We start from the raw sequence: 17,106 nt of genomic DNA on the forward strand, positions 1-17,106 counted from the left end.
AACTCGCTCCGGCGACAACTTCCACCAGGAAAATACGGAGCTGAATATGGGCATGATCGAAGTCAAGGTACCTGATATTGGTGATTTCAAGGAAGTGGAAGTGATTGAGCTGCTGGTCAAGGTCGGCGATACGATCAAGGTGGACCAATCCTTGATCACCGTGGAGTCCGACAAGGCCAGCATGGAGATTCCATCCAGCCATGCGGGCGTCATCAAGGAATTGAAGATCAAGGTCGGCGACAAGGTGGCCGAAGGCTCGCTGCTACTGGTCGTGGAAGCGGCTGAAGGCGCCGCAACTGCTGCCCCTGTCGCTGCGCCTGTACCGGCTGCAACTGTGGCTCCCGCTCCGGTAGCGGCGCCTGCACCTACTGTTGCGGCGCCTGCTGCTTCATCCGGTCCGGTGGAAGTCAAGGTACCCGATATCGGCGACTTCAAGGAAGTGGAAGTGATTGAGCTGCTGGTCAAGGTCGGCGACACCATCAAGGTGGACCAATCGATGATCACCGTAGAGTCCGACAAGGCCAGTATGGAAATTCCATCCAGCCACGCCGGCGTCATCAAGGAATTGAAAGTCAAAGTAGGCGACAAAGTGGCCGAAGGCTCCTTGCTCGCTATCGTCGAAGCTACCGGCGGCGGCGCTGCCGCATCTGCCCCCACTGCTGCAGCGCCGGCTGCGTCAGCCTCCGCCCCTGCAGCCCCGTCCGCCCCTGCGCCGGTCGCGTCCAGCTATGCCGGCAAGGTCGATGTGGAGTGCGACATAATGGTGCTGGGTTCCGGCCCCGGCGGCTATTCGGCTGCTTTCCGTGCTGCCGACCTGGGCCTGAATACCGTGCTGGTAGAGAAATTTGCTGCCTTGGGCGGCGTCTGCTTGAACGTAGGCTGCATCCCGTCCAAGGCGCTGCTGCACGTGTCTGCCGTGATCGATGAAGCCGCGGCGATGTCATCGCATGGCGTGACGTTTGCCAAGCCTGAAATCGATGTCGATAAACTGCGTGCTTACAAGGACAAGGTCATCGGCAAGATGAGCAACGGCATTGCCGGCATGGCCAAAGCGCGCAAAGTCAGTGTGGTGCAGGGCGTAGGCCAGTTCGTCAGCCCCAACCATATTGAAGTCACCGCTGCCGACGGCAGCAAGAAAACGGTGCAGTTCAAACAGGCGATCATCGCTGCCGGTTCTTCCGTTGTGAACCTGCCTTTTGTTCCGCAAGACCCGCGCATTGTGGATTCCACCGGCGCGCTGGAATTGCGCCAGGTGCCCAAGCGCATGCTGGTCATCGGCGGCGGCATCATCGGCCTGGAAATGGCGACCGTGTATTCCACGCTGGGCGCGCGCATTGATGTCGTTGAAATGATGGACGGCCTGATGCAGGGCGCAGACCGCGACATGGTCAAGGTCTGGCAAAAATTTAATGAAAAGCGCTTCGACAAGATCATGCTGAAGACCAAGACGGTCGCCGTGGAAGCGCTGCCGGAAGGCATCAAGGTCACGTTTGAAGCCGCAGATGCCTCAGTAATGGCGCCGGAACCGCAGCTTTACGACATGGTGCTGGTCGCCGTAGGCCGCAGCCCCAACGGTAAGAAGATTGCCGCCGACAAAGCGGGCGTCAGCGTGACCGACCGCGGCTTCATCAATGTCGATTCGCAGATGCGTACCAACGTGCCGCACATCTTCGCCATCGGCGATCTGGTCGGCCAGCCCATGCTCGCGCACAAAGCGGTGCATGAAGCACATGTTGCCGCCGAAGCTGCCAGCGGCCTGAAATCGCATTTCGATGCAACGGTGATTCCATCCGTTGCCTACACCGATCCGGAAGTGGCATGGGTAGGCATGACGGAAGACGAAGCCAAGGCCAAGGGCATCAAACTGGAAAAAGGCCACTTCCCGTGGGCGGCTTCAGGCCGTGCCGTGGCCAACGGCCGCGACGAAGGTTTCACCAAGCTGCTGTTCGATGCCGAAACGCATCGCATCGTCGGCGCCGGCATTGTCGGTACCCATGCGGGCGACATGATAGGCGAACTGGCGCTGGCGATAGAAATGGGCGCGGATGCGGTGGATATCGGCAAGACCATTCATCCTCACCCTACGCTGGGTGAATCCATAGGCATGGCCGCTGAAGTGTTCGAAGGCGTCTGTACCGACTTGCCGCCTATGCGCAAAAAATAAGCCTGCTGTTCCGGGCAATGCAAAAAACCTCGCAACCGTAAGGCTGCGAGGTTTTTTTATGCCCGTAGCGACAAATAAGCTGCCGAAAATCAGCCGGATAACTTCGCTGCCAGCAAATCCACCTGTTCTATCACTGGCGCCTGCGACAGCAACTCCGGCGCTTTTGCCATCAATGCCGCAGCAATCGGGCCGGACAGGTGCGCGGTGCGCCCCTCTTCGCTGGCAAATGCATCGAATATGCCGAAAGTGGAAGGCCCCATGCGTAGCGCGAACCACACTACCGTGCCTGCTTCCTGGTTGGCCAGCGGCAATGCGCTTGCCAAGAAACTTGCCACTTCTGCTTCCTTGCCTGCTTTTGCTTCCAGCCTTACCAGTAATCCGTATTTGACCATGATGAATCTCCTTGTGGGTTGAACAACGCCACGATAATAAGCCTCAATGCATTTTGGCCTAAGTGGCAAGAACGACAGTTATGCTATGATTCCTGCCATGAAGATCTATGTCCTCGTACTTGACGAAGTATTCGACACCGGCCTGTCCACCTTGCTGGACACCTTTAGTATCGCCAATGAACTGGCCGGCATGGGCAGCGATCCCTCCTGCAAATTTGATGTGCAGCTGGTGGCTGTGCGCAAGCGCGTGCGCACCAGCCACGGCCTTACGGTTCCCGCCATGGCCGCCGCGGGCCTGCCCCGCCCGGACGTGGTGCTGGTGCCCGCCATGGGGGCAAAAATGCCTGACCAGGTGCGGGCGGCCTTGCAGCGCAAGGAAGTGGCGGACTTCGGCCAGGTATTGCAGCACTGGGCCGATGAAGGCGCGCTGCTGGCCGCTGCCTGCACCGGCACCTTCGTGCTGGCGCAGGCAGGTTTGCTGGCTGGCTATGCGGCCACCACATCATGGTGGCTGGCGCCCCTGTTCCGCGAGCTGTTTCCTGCCGTGAAGCTGGATGATGCACACATGCTGGTCAATTCCGGCAACCGCGTTACTGCCGGCGCGGCGCTGGGACACCTGGACCTGGCCTTGTGGCTGGTGCGCAGCGTCAGCCCCGCACTGGCCGCGATGACCGCGCGCTACCTCGTCATAGAGCCGCGCCCCTCGCAAGCTGCCTTCGTCATCCCGGATCATCTGGCCCATGCCGACCCTGTCGTCGAACGTTTTGAACAATGGGCGCGCGGCAAGCTGGCACAAGGCTTTTCATTGAGCGAAGCCGCCAGTGCCACCGGCGCCAGCGAACGCACGCTGGCGCGCCGCCTGCACGCAGTGCTGGGCAAGACGCCACTGTCCTACTTCCAGGATCTGCGCGTGGAAAAGGCCGTGCACCTGCTGCAAACCAGCACCGCCAGCATCGACCAGATTGCCGAGCAGGTCGGATATGCCGACGGCGTCACGCTGCGCACTTTACTGCGTAAAAAGATAGGCCGTGGAGTGCGGGAGTTGCGGTCGCGGCAGTAGACGGGTTTGCGCTTTCGGTGGCGTACGGCCTAAGCCGCAACAGCTGCTTTGCTAACCAGCAGCACCAGGTCTGTCGTCGCAAATGGCGCATTGGCAGGGCTTGGCAATAGCTCCGCATATTCCACTGAAAACCCATGCGACTTCGCCAGTGCCGTTACCTCTTCCGGAGTGCGGTACACCATGAGCACGCGGTCCCCGCTGCTTGATGATTCATGGCGCGATACGCTTTCCGTACCAGTAATTGTGGCCAGCAGAAAGAAGGCGTTGTCAGCGAGCACCTGCGACAGCGATGCAAAGAACTGCTGTGCATCCGCCTCCGGCAAATAGCTCAGGCCGAAAGCAAACACCGCTCCCTGAAACCCCGTCCCGAAATCCTCCAGCTTGCGGCAATCGCCGACATGGAATTCAACGCCTGGAACGCGGCGCTTCGCTTCGGCAATCATGTTCGGCGCCAGATCAATGCCGACGATGGAAATGTCCGGGCGTACCCGTTGCAGGTAGGCCGCCACATTACCCGGCCCGCAGGCAATGTCGATGACGGAGCAGGATGGCGGAAGACGTTCTGCCAGCATGGCGTAAAAGCGGTCGTATTGCGTCAAACCGAAATACTTGCTCGCATAGAGATCCGCAAGCTTGTTGAAGGTGTTAACCGACTCCAGGTTGGCATCGTGTATCGACATGGGAGGGTTCTGCATTAGGGGAGCTGGAAATCAATAGTATGCACGCGCTGGAACTTTCGCCGCAAGCTTATCCTGGTGGAAGTTGAATGATGTTTTCCGCGCTTTCGGCGCACTGTGAGGCTATTGACATTCGCGGCCGCAGCTTCTTTCTCGATCTGACTTGCTTCACTATAGAGATGCTGCTGGTCAGCCAAGCTGATTATTAAAGATGTTGATTGCAAATGATTTTTCCTGAGAGGGAGGTAGTGCCAAAATTTTCTTATAAATCGCTTCCGCAAAGCCCGGATCCCGGCGCTGCATCTCAGCAAACAAAAATGTGAAGAGCAACGTATAGGCCTGTTGCTGAGACGAGAATGTGTCGTTTTTTTCCTGTAATACCTGCAAAGCGGCCACAAGATCATGGCGTTCTTGCACGGTCCCGTTTTCGACGTTATCAGCCATCACCCACTCCTTCAGTAATATATGTAGTGTCTTAAAGCGGCAGACATCGACAGAATCTGCAATTAGTCCAATTTTTCAAAAATCTCTATAAGCCAGTCTATGAATAGCCGTAGCCTTTGGCTGATATGCCGATTTTGCGGAAAGACGACCTGATAGGGATAAGGTGCAGGACGCCAATTTTCCAGAATAGGAATGAGCTGTCCAGACGCGATATACGAACGGACTTTAAATGAAAAACTGTGAATAATGCCGATGCCTGCTAAGCCGGCGGCCAGATGGGCATTTCCTTCATTCACGCCAAAAAAAGAATTCGGTTCAATCTGGACCATGGTTGCGCCGTCGCCAAATGTTGCCGGCACGATCTTGCCGGTGCGGGCAGACACAAAGCCGACAAGTTGATGATGTGAACCTAGCTCCGCAGGATTCTTTGGAATACCGTGGCGCGCCAGATATTCAGGTGATGCGCATGTAGTCCATGATGCCATGCCCAATGGCCGTGCAACAAGAGAGTCGTCAAGAACAGGACCGCCCCGGATAGCGCAATCGACATTTTCGATGATGATATGAGTTGGGCTATCTGTGACGCTGAGGTCTATGTAAATGTCCGGGTATCGCTCATGAAATTTGGGAAGGGCAGGAATGATAAAACTACTTGCGATAGATGCGCTTGTATCGACTTTGATCTTCCCCATCGGGCGAGCATTATCGGTGCCAAACGTACTGTTGATCTCGTCCAGAGCGCGCACGAGATGCACTGTGCGGTCATAGTAAGCTGCACCGTCTGCGGTAACGGTAACCTTGCGTGTCGTGCGCTGTAATAATTTGACACGTAATTGCGCCTCAAGTCCATGGACCAGTTTGCTTGCGGTTGCTAATGGGATGTCGAGAGTATCTGCAGCCTTTGTAAAGCTCCCCGTTTCGACCACACGGGTGAAAATGCGTATAGCATGCAAACTATCCAAAGTAACTCCCAAATGGATTAACGGTGCAGTAGGTCGACCCATTTCTTCCGAGCATTCAACTGGATCAACCTGAAAATGCATGCAATTCCAAGCCGCTAAGCTAGCTTGAGCTGACGATGATAGCACGCACTCGGCGCACCACTTAAAGACGACTACATCGTCAGCGTAATAGCGAGGCGCTGTTACCGGGGGGCCGCGGTCACATGATCAATGCAAGCTTCCCTTGCGTATTTCGACTTTCGATCTGTCGATGTGCGTCGGCAACCTCTTCAATGGAGAATCGGGTTGTTTTCGATGCCGTTAGCCATCCTTCCTGTATTCCATCAATCCATTCGGCGGCTCGCTCCTGCATTTCCGCGGGATCTGCAATATAGGTGAACAGCGATCCTCCGGCGATTCGAGCTCCCTTTAGTATTAGCGGATACACTTGAATATCGGGAGCAACTCCAGAAGCCTGGCCGTAAGCAATAGCGGTGCCTCTGGCTGCCAGGGCTTTCACCGTGTCGGAAAATGTCGCAGCCCCTACCGCGTCAAAAGCGACATCAACCCCTCGTCCATTTGTTATCTGGTTTACTGCATCTAAAAAGCTATCGGTTGAGTAGTTCACCAGGTGGTCGGCGCCAAGTGCGCGAACTGTGTGGAGTTTTTCTTCATTCGAGGCCGTCGCAATGACAACTGCGCCGAGATGCTTAAGCCATTGGACCAAAAGCTGTCCCACGCCTCCTGCTGCGGCATGAACCAAAACCACGCTTCCCGGCTTGATTTCGCAATATTCATTAATCAAATATTGTGCCGTCACGCCTTGGAAAAGAAGGCCCTCATCGATACCGAAACAATCGGGAATAATAATCGCTTGCTCAATGGGCAGAGCTATCTGCTGTGCATAGGAGCCCAGCGCATTTATCCAGGCTATGCGTGTGCCGACTTTCAACGTTGTTACATCGGGACCAAGCTCTCGTACCGTGCCGAATCCTTCAAAACCGGGAACAAAGGGTAGCGATGCATATTGGACAGCGCCGTTGCGCATATAGACATCGACGTAGTTGATGCCTGCGGCTTCAACGTCGACAAGTACCTCTAATCGATTCAAGCTTGGTATCTGTGACCTGACTACCTCCAGGACGTCTGCGTTGCCCTGCTGCCTAATAATTACTTTCTTCATTTCATGCGTCATCAGGTCCATCCTGTCAAATCATTGAAACACAAATTGCTATGTTTCAATTTTTGCTCAACACATGTTTTCGATGCAGCATATGGCTGCATCGAAAACGCCGTCATTTACATTTTGAATCAGATAGGCGGACGGCGGTTTTGCAAACCACCTTGCCGTTCCAGCAGCGCACCCAGTCGCAAAATTGTCGCCTCGTCCAGCCAGCGCGAAACCAGCTGAATACTGATTGGGAGTTGTTCCGAGCTAAACGCAAACGGAACCGATAAAGCCGGGAGCCCGGTCATGTTGAATGGTGAAGTTGCGGTCATGACGTGATAGGCAGAAACCGGCACGCCGTTGACCAGAACCTCGTCTTGAGCATGGCGCGGGGCCGTAAAAGGATTGACCGGGCATAACAGTACGTCGTATTTCTGAAAGTAGCCTGCAAATGCCGATTTTAATTCTTCCACCTTTGCTTGAGCGTCGACAAATTCCAGCAAAGAAGGCAAAGGCGTCGCTATCAGTCCTGAAAGAACCGCGTGCAATTCCGACTCACGTCCAGTAGCGAATTTTTGTGCAAACGGGATCATTTCACCGTACCAAAGTGTAAAGAATGGTGAAAGCCAATCTTTTTCCATGAACGGCAGGACGACCTCTTCTACATCGCAACCGAGATCTTTCAGTCGCATTGCGGCTGCGGCAACTGCCGCGGTGATTTCCGTGTCAACAGGTCCAAAGGCTTGGTCTGACACCCAGCCGACGCGAATTCTGCGTCCGGCAAATCTGGCGCTGGCCGGCTCGGCGTCTTTTGCATGTACGGCATAAGGATCTATGCCGTCCGGGCCTTTGAGTATGCTATATCCAAGTGCCACGTCGGCGATGCTTCTTGCCATCGGCCCTACGTGCCAATATTTGCTCATCGCGGTTGGAAAATGACCTGTGTAAGGAACCCTGCCATGAGTTGCCTTCAGCGCGGCGATACCGTTGAATGCAGCGGGGCCGCGCACTGAAATTGCGACATCGCTGCCAATGCCGATTGGAGACATTCCCGACGCAATCATTGCTGCCTCGCCACCGGTGGACCCTCCGGCCGTACGTTCGAGATTCCAAGGATTGTTGGTGCGCCCGGTCAGGCGGTTATCGCTTTCTGTCCAACCGGCGAATTCTGGAATATTCGTTTTTGCGAGTGAAATGCCTCCGGCAGCTTTGAATCGGGCAACTGCAGTTGCGTCCTTATCTGGAATATGGCCGGCGAATAACAATGAGCCGCGTTGGCTCGGTACGCCAGCGGTATCCATGGTGTCCTTGATGGTAAAGGGGACACCATGCAGCGGGCCCAATTCGTCACGGTTGGCAATCGCTTTGTCTGCGATGTCGGCGCTTCTCAGTGCGTCATCGCTCATTAAGGTCACGATGGCATTTACTTTGGGATTGACTATATTGATGCGGTCCAGATGTGCCTGTACAACCTCGCGTGAGGAGAGTTCCTTGGTGCGGATCAGCCGAGCCAGTTCAGTCGCATCTTTGTAGAAAATTGCGTTGTCGAGATTGGGATTCATAGTACATTCCTTGAAATTGTGAGCTTGTGGCGGAGCTGATCGAACAGGCCCCGGGTCGAAATTTTTGGTAGCCCGTTGCTATCAGATTGCGCCAACTGCTGTGAGCCGAAAAAGATAGAAAGATAAAAGGATCTGAGACCGGCCCAGATATTTTTGAGTGCAATCACGCTGACTGCAAAGTTTCCCCATGAGCCGGGTAGTCTGTGTAGCCGACTTCCTTGCCGCCATAAAAGGTGTCGCGATTATATTTTGCCAAAGGTATGCTGTTCCGAATGCGTTCAGGTAGATCAGGATTGGAGATGAAATGCCGACCGAATGCGACCAGGTCTGCATGGCCTTCTTCAATGATCGCTGCTGCCGACTCGGGCGTAAATCCTCCTGCCGCGATGATTATTCCCTTGTAGTGCTTACGAATTAACTGCGCGGCTACAGGCGTCTGTTGATCCTTGCTGTTATTTGTTTCGTTGCCGCTGACTCGCGGTTCAATCAAATGAAGATAGGCAAGATTCAGCTTGTTGAGTTTCTGTGCGACGTGGCTGAACAGTGCTTCCGGAGCGCTGTCCTTCATGCCACCAAACTCACCGCTAGGTGAGATACGTACCCCGACGCGGTTTATTCCGATGACTGATGCTGCTGCGTCAACAGCTTGCATCAGAAACCGTGCACGGTTTTCTATGCTGCCACCGTATGCGTCGTTCCGCTTATTGCTGCCATCTTGCAAAAACTGATCCAGCAGGTATCCATTAGCCGCGTGAACTTCAACTCCATCAAAACCGGCGGCAACTGCCCGTTGTGTGGCTTTCCGATACTCTTCGACCAGATCTTCAATTTCGTGTATTTCTAGTGCTCGCGCAGGGGTTGATGCTACCCAGCCTTCAGTGGTGAAGACCATGCCTTCGAATGGTTCTGCCGAAGGTGCAACCGGTGCGCCACCAGCAGGTTGATGTTCGGCGTGAGACTGACGGCCTACATGCCACAATTGAAGAAAGATGTAACCGCCCTTTGCATGCACCGCGTCAGTGATTTTTTTCCAACGGTTGATTTGTCTGTCTGCATTGATTCCTGGAACGCCAAGATAGCCGTTACCGCCTTCAGCCATGAATGTACCTTCGGAGACGATTAAGCCACCTTCTGATGCTCGTTGTCCGTAGTATTCGGCTGCAAGTTCTGTGGGTGTGCCATCAGCGTTGGAGCGGAGACGGCTCAAAGGCGCCATCGCGATGCGATGGCGAAATGTGTAGGGACCTACCTTAACTGACTGGAAAAGCTGTGACATAAAATTACCTTTTCTTTGTGTTCGCATGTTGATGAATGAATTATCTTATTTGTCTAATAGCTAGTTGCAGGCTTACCTTGTTCCAAGACAACGCAATGCTGATTGGGTGGCGACTTCGTCACGATCTGCAGCAGTGAGGCAAGTGTATGGAGTCTGCCCTGCGGGAACAACGCTCAGATATGGAATCACTTTCTACATCTGGAGATAATGAGCAGCCGGTATATCGCTCGTATATGGCTAGGGTTTGCTGGCGGAGTTGCAAGTGCGGGCGCAGGGGACGGACCGCTCCGCTGAGGTTGAAATCCATCCAAATGCGAACAAAGCGCGAGGGCTTGCTAGATTTAATTTATGTGTATAATGCACATAAATTAAATGCCCGATTCAGAACGCCATTCCCTCAGAAGACCCCACAAAGGAACAGACATGAAAGCAGCACTCGTCAAGGAAGCCGGTGCAATACCGGTATATACGGACTTCGCCGAGCCGGCCAATCTCGCTGGCGCCGATGGCATCGCGCGCATCAGGGTAGTGGCGTCGGCGCTCAGCCATGTCACCAAAAGCCGGGCGTCTGGCAAGCACTATAGTTCTTCGGGAACGCTGCCTTTTGTGCCGGGCATGGATGGCACCGGCGTGCGGGAAGATGGCACACGCGTCTATTTTGTGATGCCTGAAGCGCCTTTCGGCGGCATGGCGGAACACTGCCTCGTTGAAGAAGCGCGCTGTATTCCCTTGCCGGCAGAGCTGGATGATGTGACGGCGGCAGCCATCGCCATTCCCGGCATGTCTTCGTGGGCGGCGCTGGTCGAGCGGGCAAAACTGGTTAAAGGCGAAACGGTGCTGGTCAATGGCGCAACCGGCGTGTCGGGCCGGCTGGCGGTGCAGGTCGCCAAGTACCTGGGCGCAGGCAAAGTGATTGCGACCGGGCGCAATGCGGAGGCTTTGCACTCTTTGCGGGAGCTGGGCGCCGATGTGACGATCAATCTGATGCAGGACGAACAGGCGCTGGAAACGGCCTTCCGGCAGCAGTTTCAGCAAGGCATAGATATTGTTCTGGATTACCTGTGGGGGCCAAGCGCGGAGCTGCTGCTAGTGGCAGGCGCGAAGGCCGCGCCGGAGGCGGTGCCGGTGCGGTTTATCCAGATCGGTTCTGTCAGTTCGGCGACTATCACTCTGCCGAGTGCGGCGTTGCGGTCGTCGTCCATTGAGCTGCTGGGCAGCGGCATAGGCAGCGTGCCGCTGCCGCGCATCCTCGATGCGATCGCGCAGCTGTTCAAGGCCGCGGTGCCGGGCGGCTTCAAGATTGCCACGAAGCCGGTCCCGCTGTCCGAGGTGGAGCAGCATTGGACGGGCGATGACAGTGCGCTGCGAACTGTATTTACTACCGGCTTCAGGCCTTGATGGCCGTCATGCAGGAATAGGACATAACGGACATATCAGACATACCCGACATCCTTACGCTCCCGGCGGAAAGTCGGTCGAGAAGGCCAGTTCCTTCTGCGCTTCCAGTGCTGCCAGCCTTTCACTGAGCTGCTTGTGCATTACCGTGTAGGCATCGCTGCCGAGCGCGATTCGCTTTGGCGCCGGATGCTGGTCCGCGCTGTCGATCATGATCGCGGCCATTTTTGCCGGGTCGCCCGGCGGGATGCTGGTGCCTTGTTCTATCATGCGGCGGCCCATACTGGCAGGCGATGCGTCGTAGGCGTCTATTTTGGTCGTTAGCCTGGAACTGCGGTAACGGAAACCTGTCCGTGCACCGCCTGGTTCCACCAGTGTACAGCCGATGTTGAATACGGCAACTTCCTGGCTGACTGAATCGACAAAGCCTTCTATGCCCCATTTGCCTGCGTGATATAGCGAGCCGCCAGGGAAGGTGGCTTGTCCGCCCATCGTGGACAACTGGATGATACGCCCGCCTCCCTGGCGCCGCAGGTGCGGCAGCACACTGCGAATCAGCTGGATGGAGCCTGTCAGGTTGGTGCTGAGTTGGTGCTCTACCTGTTCGTCTGTTGCTTCTTCGGCCGCGCCTATCAGGCCGTAGCCTGCATTGCTGACAACGACATCAATCTGCCCGAGTTCCTGGAATGCCTGGTCCGCTACATGGCGGATAGCAGGGGTATCCGTCATATCCAGGGAAGCCAGCCACAGCATGTTGCCATAACGGGCTTTCAGATCATCCATTGCCGCCAGATCGCGCACGGTACCCGCAACGCGATCTCCATTGGCAAGCAGCTGCTCCGTCATAAGCCGGCCAAAGCCGCTGTTGACGCCGGTAATAAGCCAGGTGCGTTGATTTTTCATTTTCATTTCTCCAGTAAATGTGCTCGGCGCCTGGAACGTGAAATGCGCACCAGACCCATGCCACGAAGGATATGGGATATGCTTTGGATTTTGAATGCTTGACCGTCTGCCATTTATGCGTAAAAATCTGAATATGCTACAAGATCCATTTTCAGACTTCCTCCACTTCATGCGTGCGCGCTCCATCATGTCGGGCGGCTTGATCGCTGGCGGTGTATGGGCGATCAGCATTCCTGCGGCGGACAGAATCAAGTTCTGGGGTGTGCTGCGGGGTAGCTGCTGGCTGGTGGTGGATGGCGAGCAGGCACCTATCCGGGTCGAGGAGGGGGACGTCTTCCTTCTTTCAGCGGCGCGTACACATGTGCTGGCGACCGACCTGGATGCAGAGCGAACAGACCTTTCCGACGTTCTCAAAGGCCGCTCAGGCGCCATCGTCCGGCATGGCGAGGGTGATGATTTTTTCATGGTCGGCGGCAAGGTCGAATTGAGCGCCGAGGGCGGGCACTTGCTGCTGGATGCCTTGCCGCCGCTGATACACATCCGCGCCGCATCGAGCCAGGCGCCCGTGCTGCACTGGCTGCTGCAACAACTGGTGCACGAGCGCGACAACGATCTGCCCGGCGCAGCGGTTGCTTCCGCGCAGCTCGCGCACCTGATGTTCATCCAGATACTGCGCGCCTATTTCGAGGCGGCGGGCCCGGTGGCGGCAGGGTGGCTGCGCGCCGTCAGCGACAAGCGCCTGGCGCCGGCCATCCGGCTGATGCACGGCGACCCGGGGCACCCCTGGCAGTTGGGGGAACTGGCCGCCGCGTCCGCAATGTCCCGCGCCACATTCGCGGCTTACTTCAAAACCGTTGCCGGAGTTGCCCCGGTGGCCTACCTGACGCAATGGCGCATGCGCCTCGCCCAACGGGCGCTGCGCGAGAACCGCAGCTCTATCGGTGCGCTCGCACATACGCTGGGCTATACATCGGAGAGCGCATTCAGCAATGCATTCAAGCGGGTGACGGGAGTTTCACCCAACAGTTACAGAAACGCGCCGGGCGGCGACAGGAGAGCGGGAGTAGAAATCGCAGGGAGGGAACAGGAGGAAAGGAAGATGCAGTCTGATGCGAAAATACGGGGAATGCATTCCCGCATCAGGTGATAAAGCGGTTAAAGCTTAGTGCGAACCCGCCTTGCTTGTACCTTGCATGGAGCTATCCCGCGCCGCCTTGAACTCGGCATCGGCTTTCCATTCCGGCTTGGCCTGGCCTTGCGCCACTTCATAACCTGCTTCAAACAGCATGCGCATGTCTTCCACCACGCCGCCGAAGTCCCAGTTCTTGTTCACGATATCGGTGACCTTATGGTAGCTGTGGGCGGTGTAGTCGTCGGATTTTTCGGTAGCGAACTGTGGCGATTTCCCGATGAATTGCGTGCCGCTGCTGGCGTAGATGACAGGCACGCCTACCTTGGCGAATTCAAACTGGTCGCCGCGGTAGAAGCTGCCGTTTTCCGGGCGGGCTTCCGCGCCGGTGCTGCGGCCCTGCGTGAGGGCGACTTTACGCACCAGGTCGTCGGCGGTGGATTTGCCGTAGCCGGTAATCTTCACGTCCCTGGTCCTGCCCCATGGGTTGACGCCGTCGATGTTGATGTCCAGCAGCGTCTTGGACAGCGGATACAGCGGATTGCGTGCATAGTAGCGCGCGCCCAGCAAGCCTTGCTCTTCCGATGTGGTGGCAATGAAAAGGATGGTACGTTTAGGCGCTACCGGCAGTGCCTTGTAGGCCTTGGCCAGCTCCAGCAGGCTGGCGACGCCGGAGGCATTGTCCAGTGCGCCATGGTAGATCTGGTTGGTGCGCGGGCCGGGCAACGCTTCATTGATGCCCAGATGGTCCCAGTGTGCGGTGTAGATGACGTATTCGTCTTTCAATGCCGGATCTGAACCTTCTATCTTGGCGATGACGTTATTGGATTCCACGCGGTTGACCTTGTTGGCCACCTTGAAGTCAGCAGTCACACCCAGGCTGACAGGCTTGAAGTCTTTCGACAGCGAGGCTTTTTTCAGCGCATCGAAATCCTGGCCGGCGGAACTGAACAGCGTCTTGGCCTGGTCCAGCGTGATCCAGCCCGGCACCGCAGGGAAATCGGGATTGCCGGCCGGGTTGTAGATGCTGAAGTTCTCGCGGCCCCAGCTGTTCTTGACAACTTCGTAGGGGTACGATGCGGGTTTGGTTTCATGCACGATCAGCGCGCCTGCTGCGCCCAGCTTGGCGGCCATTTCAAACTTGTAGGTCCAGCGGCCGTAATAAGTCATTTCCTTGCCCTTGAACATCTTCGGGTCCAGCTGGGCAGGATTTTTAGGATCGGGGATGGCCGGGTCGTTGATCAGCATGACCAGCGTCTTGCCTTTCAGGTCCATGCCTTTATAGTCGTCCCAGCCGTATTCCGGCGCGGTCACGCCGTAGCCGACGAATACCAGCTCGGATTGCTTGACGCTGATCTCCGGCTGCGCCAATGGCGACCAGGCGACAAAATCATCCGGATAACGCAGGGCCTGCGTCTTGCCACCTACAGTCAGGCTCAGCGCCGGTGCGGATGTGGTGCCCAGCAGAGGCACTTTCTGCAAGTAGCTGCCGTCCGGATTGCCGGGCGCCAGGCCCAGCTTTTTGAATTGTTCGGTGATATAGGCAATGGTCTTCACCTCGCCGTTGCTGGCGGGGCCGCGGCCTTCAAAATCATCGGAAGCCAATACCTTGATGTGCTGCAGCAGTTCATCCCCGCTGATGGCGGTGGCTGCCTTGACGGAAGCATCCGTGGCAAATGCGTGAAGGGATACGCCTGCGAATGCGGTCATCACGGCTAAGGAGATCAAGCTTTGTTTCTTGGAAATCATTTCTGCGCCTTATTGATTGTTGGTAATTGCCGGACTCACGGGATCGCCGCGGCTGGTCCAGAAAGCAATATTATATTAAATAAATATATTTAGGCGGATGCGCATGTATGGAAATGTTATGGCGCATTATTGCGGTACCGTATCCGGCAAGGCGGCCATCAGCTGAGCCAGCCATTCAACGAACACGCGTACCCTGGGCGACAGCTGCCGGTGGTGCGGATATAGTACCGATAGCGGCATGGGCGCCGGGCGCCAGCGCGGCAGCACTTCCTTCAGCGTGCCGGCTTCCAGCTGGCTGGTGAGGCCGCGGCGCGGCGCCTGTATCAGCCCGAAACCGGCTTCGCAGCTGGCAGTATAGGCATCGGCGTCGTTGACCGAGACTATGCCCTTGAGCGCCATCCTCCGGGTGCTTCCGTCCACTTCAAATTCAAAATCCATGGGCCGGCCTGTCTGCGACGACACGTAGTTGACGGCCAGGTGGTGTTCCAGGTCTTCCAGGGTTTTCGGTTCGCCGTATTTGTCCAGATAGGCGGCGCTGGCGCAGGTGATCTGCAGCATGGACGCAACCCGCCTGCCCACCATGGTCGAGTCGCGCAGCTCCCCGCCGCGCAACACGCAGTCCACCCCTTCGCGCACCAGATCCACCAGCCGGTCGCCCAGGCCTATTTCCAGTTCTATATCCGGATAGCGAGCATGGAAATCCGGCAGGGCGGGGATCACCACCGTCCGCCCGACTGATCCCTGCAAGCTCACGCGCAGCTTTCCCTTGGGGCTGGCGGTACTGTGGCTGAAGGCCGATTCGGTTTCTTCCAGGTCCGCCAGCAGGCGCACACAGCGGTGGTAATAGGCCTCGCCGTCCAGCGTGGTGCTGACCTGGCGCGTGGTTCTTTGCAGCAGCCGCGTACCCAGGAAGTTTTCCAGCTGTTTGATCGTGTGCGTTACCGTGGCGCGCGGCAACTGCATGCTGTCGGCGGCTGCCGTAAAGCTGCCGAGCTCGACGATGCGGGTAAATATCTGCATGGCATGAATGCGGTCCATTGCGGCCTCATTTGGGATTATTGTTGGGGAATTTTGAATAGTGATGGCAATTTTATGCCATTTATTGTTGAAATTTAAGCGCCTACAATGCATTCATTCCAAAACCGCATGCAATTGTAGCGGATGAGGACGTCTCTTCTTCTCTACCGAATTTCGAAACAGGAGCAATCAATGAATGCAAAAAATACCCTTACCGCCATGCCTAGCCGCCCACTTGGCGCCACTGGTCCGCGCGTGTCGGCGCTGGGCCTGGGCTGCATGGGTATGTCCGACCTGTACGGTCCTGCCGATGAAGCAGAAAGCATCGCCACGCTGCATGCCGCGCTGGATGCCGGCATCAACCTGATCGATACCGGCGATTTCTATGGCATGGGCCACAATGAAATGCTGATCCGCGAAGCGTTGAAAACGCGCAGGCGCGAGGAGGCATTCATCAGTGTGAAGTTTGGCGCGCAGCGCGATCCGCAAGGCGGTTGGATAGGCATAGACGGCCGTCCTGCCGCGGTCAAGAATTCTCTGGCCTACAGCCTGCGCCGCCTGGGCACCGACCATATCGATATCTACCGCATCGCACGCGTGGATCCTGCCGTGCCCGTCGAAGAGACCGTGGGCGCCATCGCCGACATGGTCAAGGCCGGTTATGTGAGGCACATAGGCTTGTCCGAAGCCGGCGCCGATACGCTGCGCCGCGCGCATGCCGTGCATCCCATTACCGACCTGCAGATTGAATATTCATTGTTCTCGCGCGGCATCGAAGCCGATATCCTGCCCGCTTGCCGCGAACTCGGCATCGGCATCACCGCGTATGGGGTATTGTCGCGCGGCCTGCTCAGCGGCCACTGGAGTATGCAGCGCAATGGTACTACGAGTGATTTCCGCAGCATCAGCCCGCGCTTCCAGAATGGCAACCTGGAGCGCAACCTGGCACTGGTGGAGGCGCTGCGCAGCGTCGCCGAGAGTAAAGGTATTACCGTTGCACAAGCGGCGATAGGCTGGGTGCTGGCGCAGGGCGAAGATATCGTGCCGCTGATCGGCGCCCGCAAACGTGAGCGCCTGCAGGAGGCCCTGGGTTCGCTGTCCCTGGTGCTGACGGCGGCAGACCTGGCGCACATAGAACAAGCGGTACCGGTTGATGCCGTGGCGGGTGACCGCTACGACAAGCATGCCATGGCATCGCTGGACAGCGAGCGCGGCTGATGCAATAAGGT

Annotated in this window: 15 protein-coding genes; 5 read left to right on the forward strand and 10 right to left on the reverse strand. The window is 56.7% G+C overall.

The features are described from left to right. The first annotated feature begins 46 nt into the window (after window positions 1-46). A complete protein-coding gene (lpdA, locus tag ACO0LO_RS16615; RefSeq protein WP_422965890.1) occupies window positions 47-2,164 on the forward strand; it encodes a dihydrolipoyl dehydrogenase in 2,118 nt (705 codons plus the stop codon). Between the two features lie 89 nt (window positions 2,165-2,253). Here the strand turns inward: lpdA and ACO0LO_RS16620 are convergent, their stop codons facing one another. After that, window positions 2,254-2,556: a putative quinol monooxygenase gene (locus tag ACO0LO_RS16620; protein WP_422965424.1), complete on the reverse strand. Its 303-nt coding sequence runs from the start codon at window positions 2,554-2,556 to the stop codon at window positions 2,254-2,256. A 97-nt stretch (window positions 2,557-2,653) separates the two neighbouring features. On the opposite strand from ACO0LO_RS16620, the gene ACO0LO_RS16625 reads away from it, so the two are divergent. Continuing rightward, entirely contained in the window at window positions 2,654-3,616 is a 963-nt protein-coding gene (locus tag ACO0LO_RS16625) for a GlxA family transcriptional regulator (protein WP_422965426.1), read from the forward strand. Between the two features lie 29 nt (window positions 3,617-3,645). Here ACO0LO_RS16625 and ACO0LO_RS16630 read toward each other — a convergent pair whose 3' ends face one another. The 6 genes from ACO0LO_RS16630 to ACO0LO_RS16655 form a co-directional block, all read right to left on the reverse strand. Continuing rightward, entirely contained in the window at window positions 3,646-4,296 is a 651-nt protein-coding gene (locus ACO0LO_RS16630; protein ID WP_422965428.1) for a class I SAM-dependent DNA methyltransferase, read from the reverse strand. Between the two features lie 186 nt (window positions 4,297-4,482). Next, window positions 4,483-4,737: a hypothetical protein gene (locus tag ACO0LO_RS16635; RefSeq protein WP_422965430.1), complete on the reverse strand. Its 255-nt coding sequence runs from the start codon at window positions 4,735-4,737 to the stop codon at window positions 4,483-4,485. Between the two features lie 62 nt (window positions 4,738-4,799). Next, window positions 4,800-5,780: a LysR substrate-binding domain-containing protein gene (locus ACO0LO_RS16640; RefSeq protein ID WP_422965432.1), complete on the reverse strand. Its 981-nt coding sequence runs from the start codon at window positions 5,778-5,780 to the stop codon at window positions 4,800-4,802. A gap of 118 nt (window positions 5,781-5,898) precedes the next feature. Next, a complete protein-coding gene (locus ACO0LO_RS16645) occupies window positions 5,899-6,873 on the reverse strand; it encodes a quinone oxidoreductase family protein (protein ID WP_422965434.1) in 975 nt (324 codons plus the stop codon). A gap of 116 nt (window positions 6,874-6,989) precedes the next feature. After that, entirely contained in the window at window positions 6,990-8,408 is a 1,419-nt protein-coding gene (locus tag ACO0LO_RS16650; protein WP_422965436.1) for an amidase, read from the reverse strand. A 163-nt stretch (window positions 8,409-8,571) separates the two neighbouring features. Continuing rightward, window positions 8,572-9,684 (reverse strand): alkene reductase, encoded by a 1,113-nt coding sequence (locus ACO0LO_RS16655; RefSeq protein ID WP_422965438.1) that lies wholly within the window; start codon window positions 9,682-9,684, stop codon window positions 8,572-8,574. A gap of 423 nt (window positions 9,685-10,107) precedes the next feature. Between ACO0LO_RS16655 and ACO0LO_RS16660 the strand changes: the two genes are divergently transcribed. Then, window positions 10,108-11,082: a quinone oxidoreductase family protein gene (locus ACO0LO_RS16660; protein ID WP_422965440.1), complete on the forward strand. Its 975-nt coding sequence runs from the start codon at window positions 10,108-10,110 to the stop codon at window positions 11,080-11,082. 54 nt (window positions 11,083-11,136) lie between these two features. Here ACO0LO_RS16660 and ACO0LO_RS16665 read toward each other — a convergent pair whose 3' ends face one another. Further along, window positions 11,137-11,982, reverse strand: a complete 846-nt coding sequence (locus tag ACO0LO_RS16665) for an SDR family oxidoreductase (protein ID WP_422965442.1) — start codon at window positions 11,980-11,982, stop codon at window positions 11,137-11,139. 133 nt (window positions 11,983-12,115) lie between these two features. On the opposite strand from ACO0LO_RS16665, the gene ACO0LO_RS16670 reads away from it, so the two are divergent. Beyond that, window positions 12,116-13,129 (forward strand): AraC family transcriptional regulator, encoded by a 1,014-nt coding sequence (locus ACO0LO_RS16670; protein ID WP_422965444.1) that lies wholly within the window; start codon window positions 12,116-12,118, stop codon window positions 13,127-13,129. A gap of 15 nt (window positions 13,130-13,144) precedes the next feature. Here ACO0LO_RS16670 and ACO0LO_RS16675 read toward each other — a convergent pair whose 3' ends face one another. Together ACO0LO_RS16675 and ACO0LO_RS16680 are read right to left on the reverse strand one after the other, a co-directional pair. Continuing rightward, window positions 13,145-14,839 (reverse strand): M20/M25/M40 family metallo-hydrolase, encoded by a 1,695-nt coding sequence (locus ACO0LO_RS16675; protein WP_422965446.1) that lies wholly within the window; start codon window positions 14,837-14,839, stop codon window positions 13,145-13,147. Between the two features lie 147 nt (window positions 14,840-14,986). Next, a complete protein-coding gene (locus tag ACO0LO_RS16680; protein WP_422965448.1) occupies window positions 14,987-15,898 on the reverse strand; it encodes a LysR family transcriptional regulator in 912 nt (303 codons plus the stop codon). A gap of 198 nt (window positions 15,899-16,096) precedes the next feature. Here ACO0LO_RS16680 and ACO0LO_RS16685 point away from each other — a divergent pair, with 198 nt between their 5' ends. Beyond that, window positions 16,097-17,095, forward strand: coding sequence for an aldo/keto reductase (locus tag ACO0LO_RS16685; protein WP_422965892.1), 999 nt, complete (start codon window positions 16,097-16,099; stop codon window positions 17,093-17,095). Window positions 17,096-17,106: the final 11 nt, after the last annotated feature.

It is taken from the genome of Undibacterium sp. TJN25, from assembly GCF_049339885.1.
Lineage (GTDB): Bacteria > Pseudomonadota > Gammaproteobacteria > Burkholderiales > Burkholderiaceae_D > Undibacterium.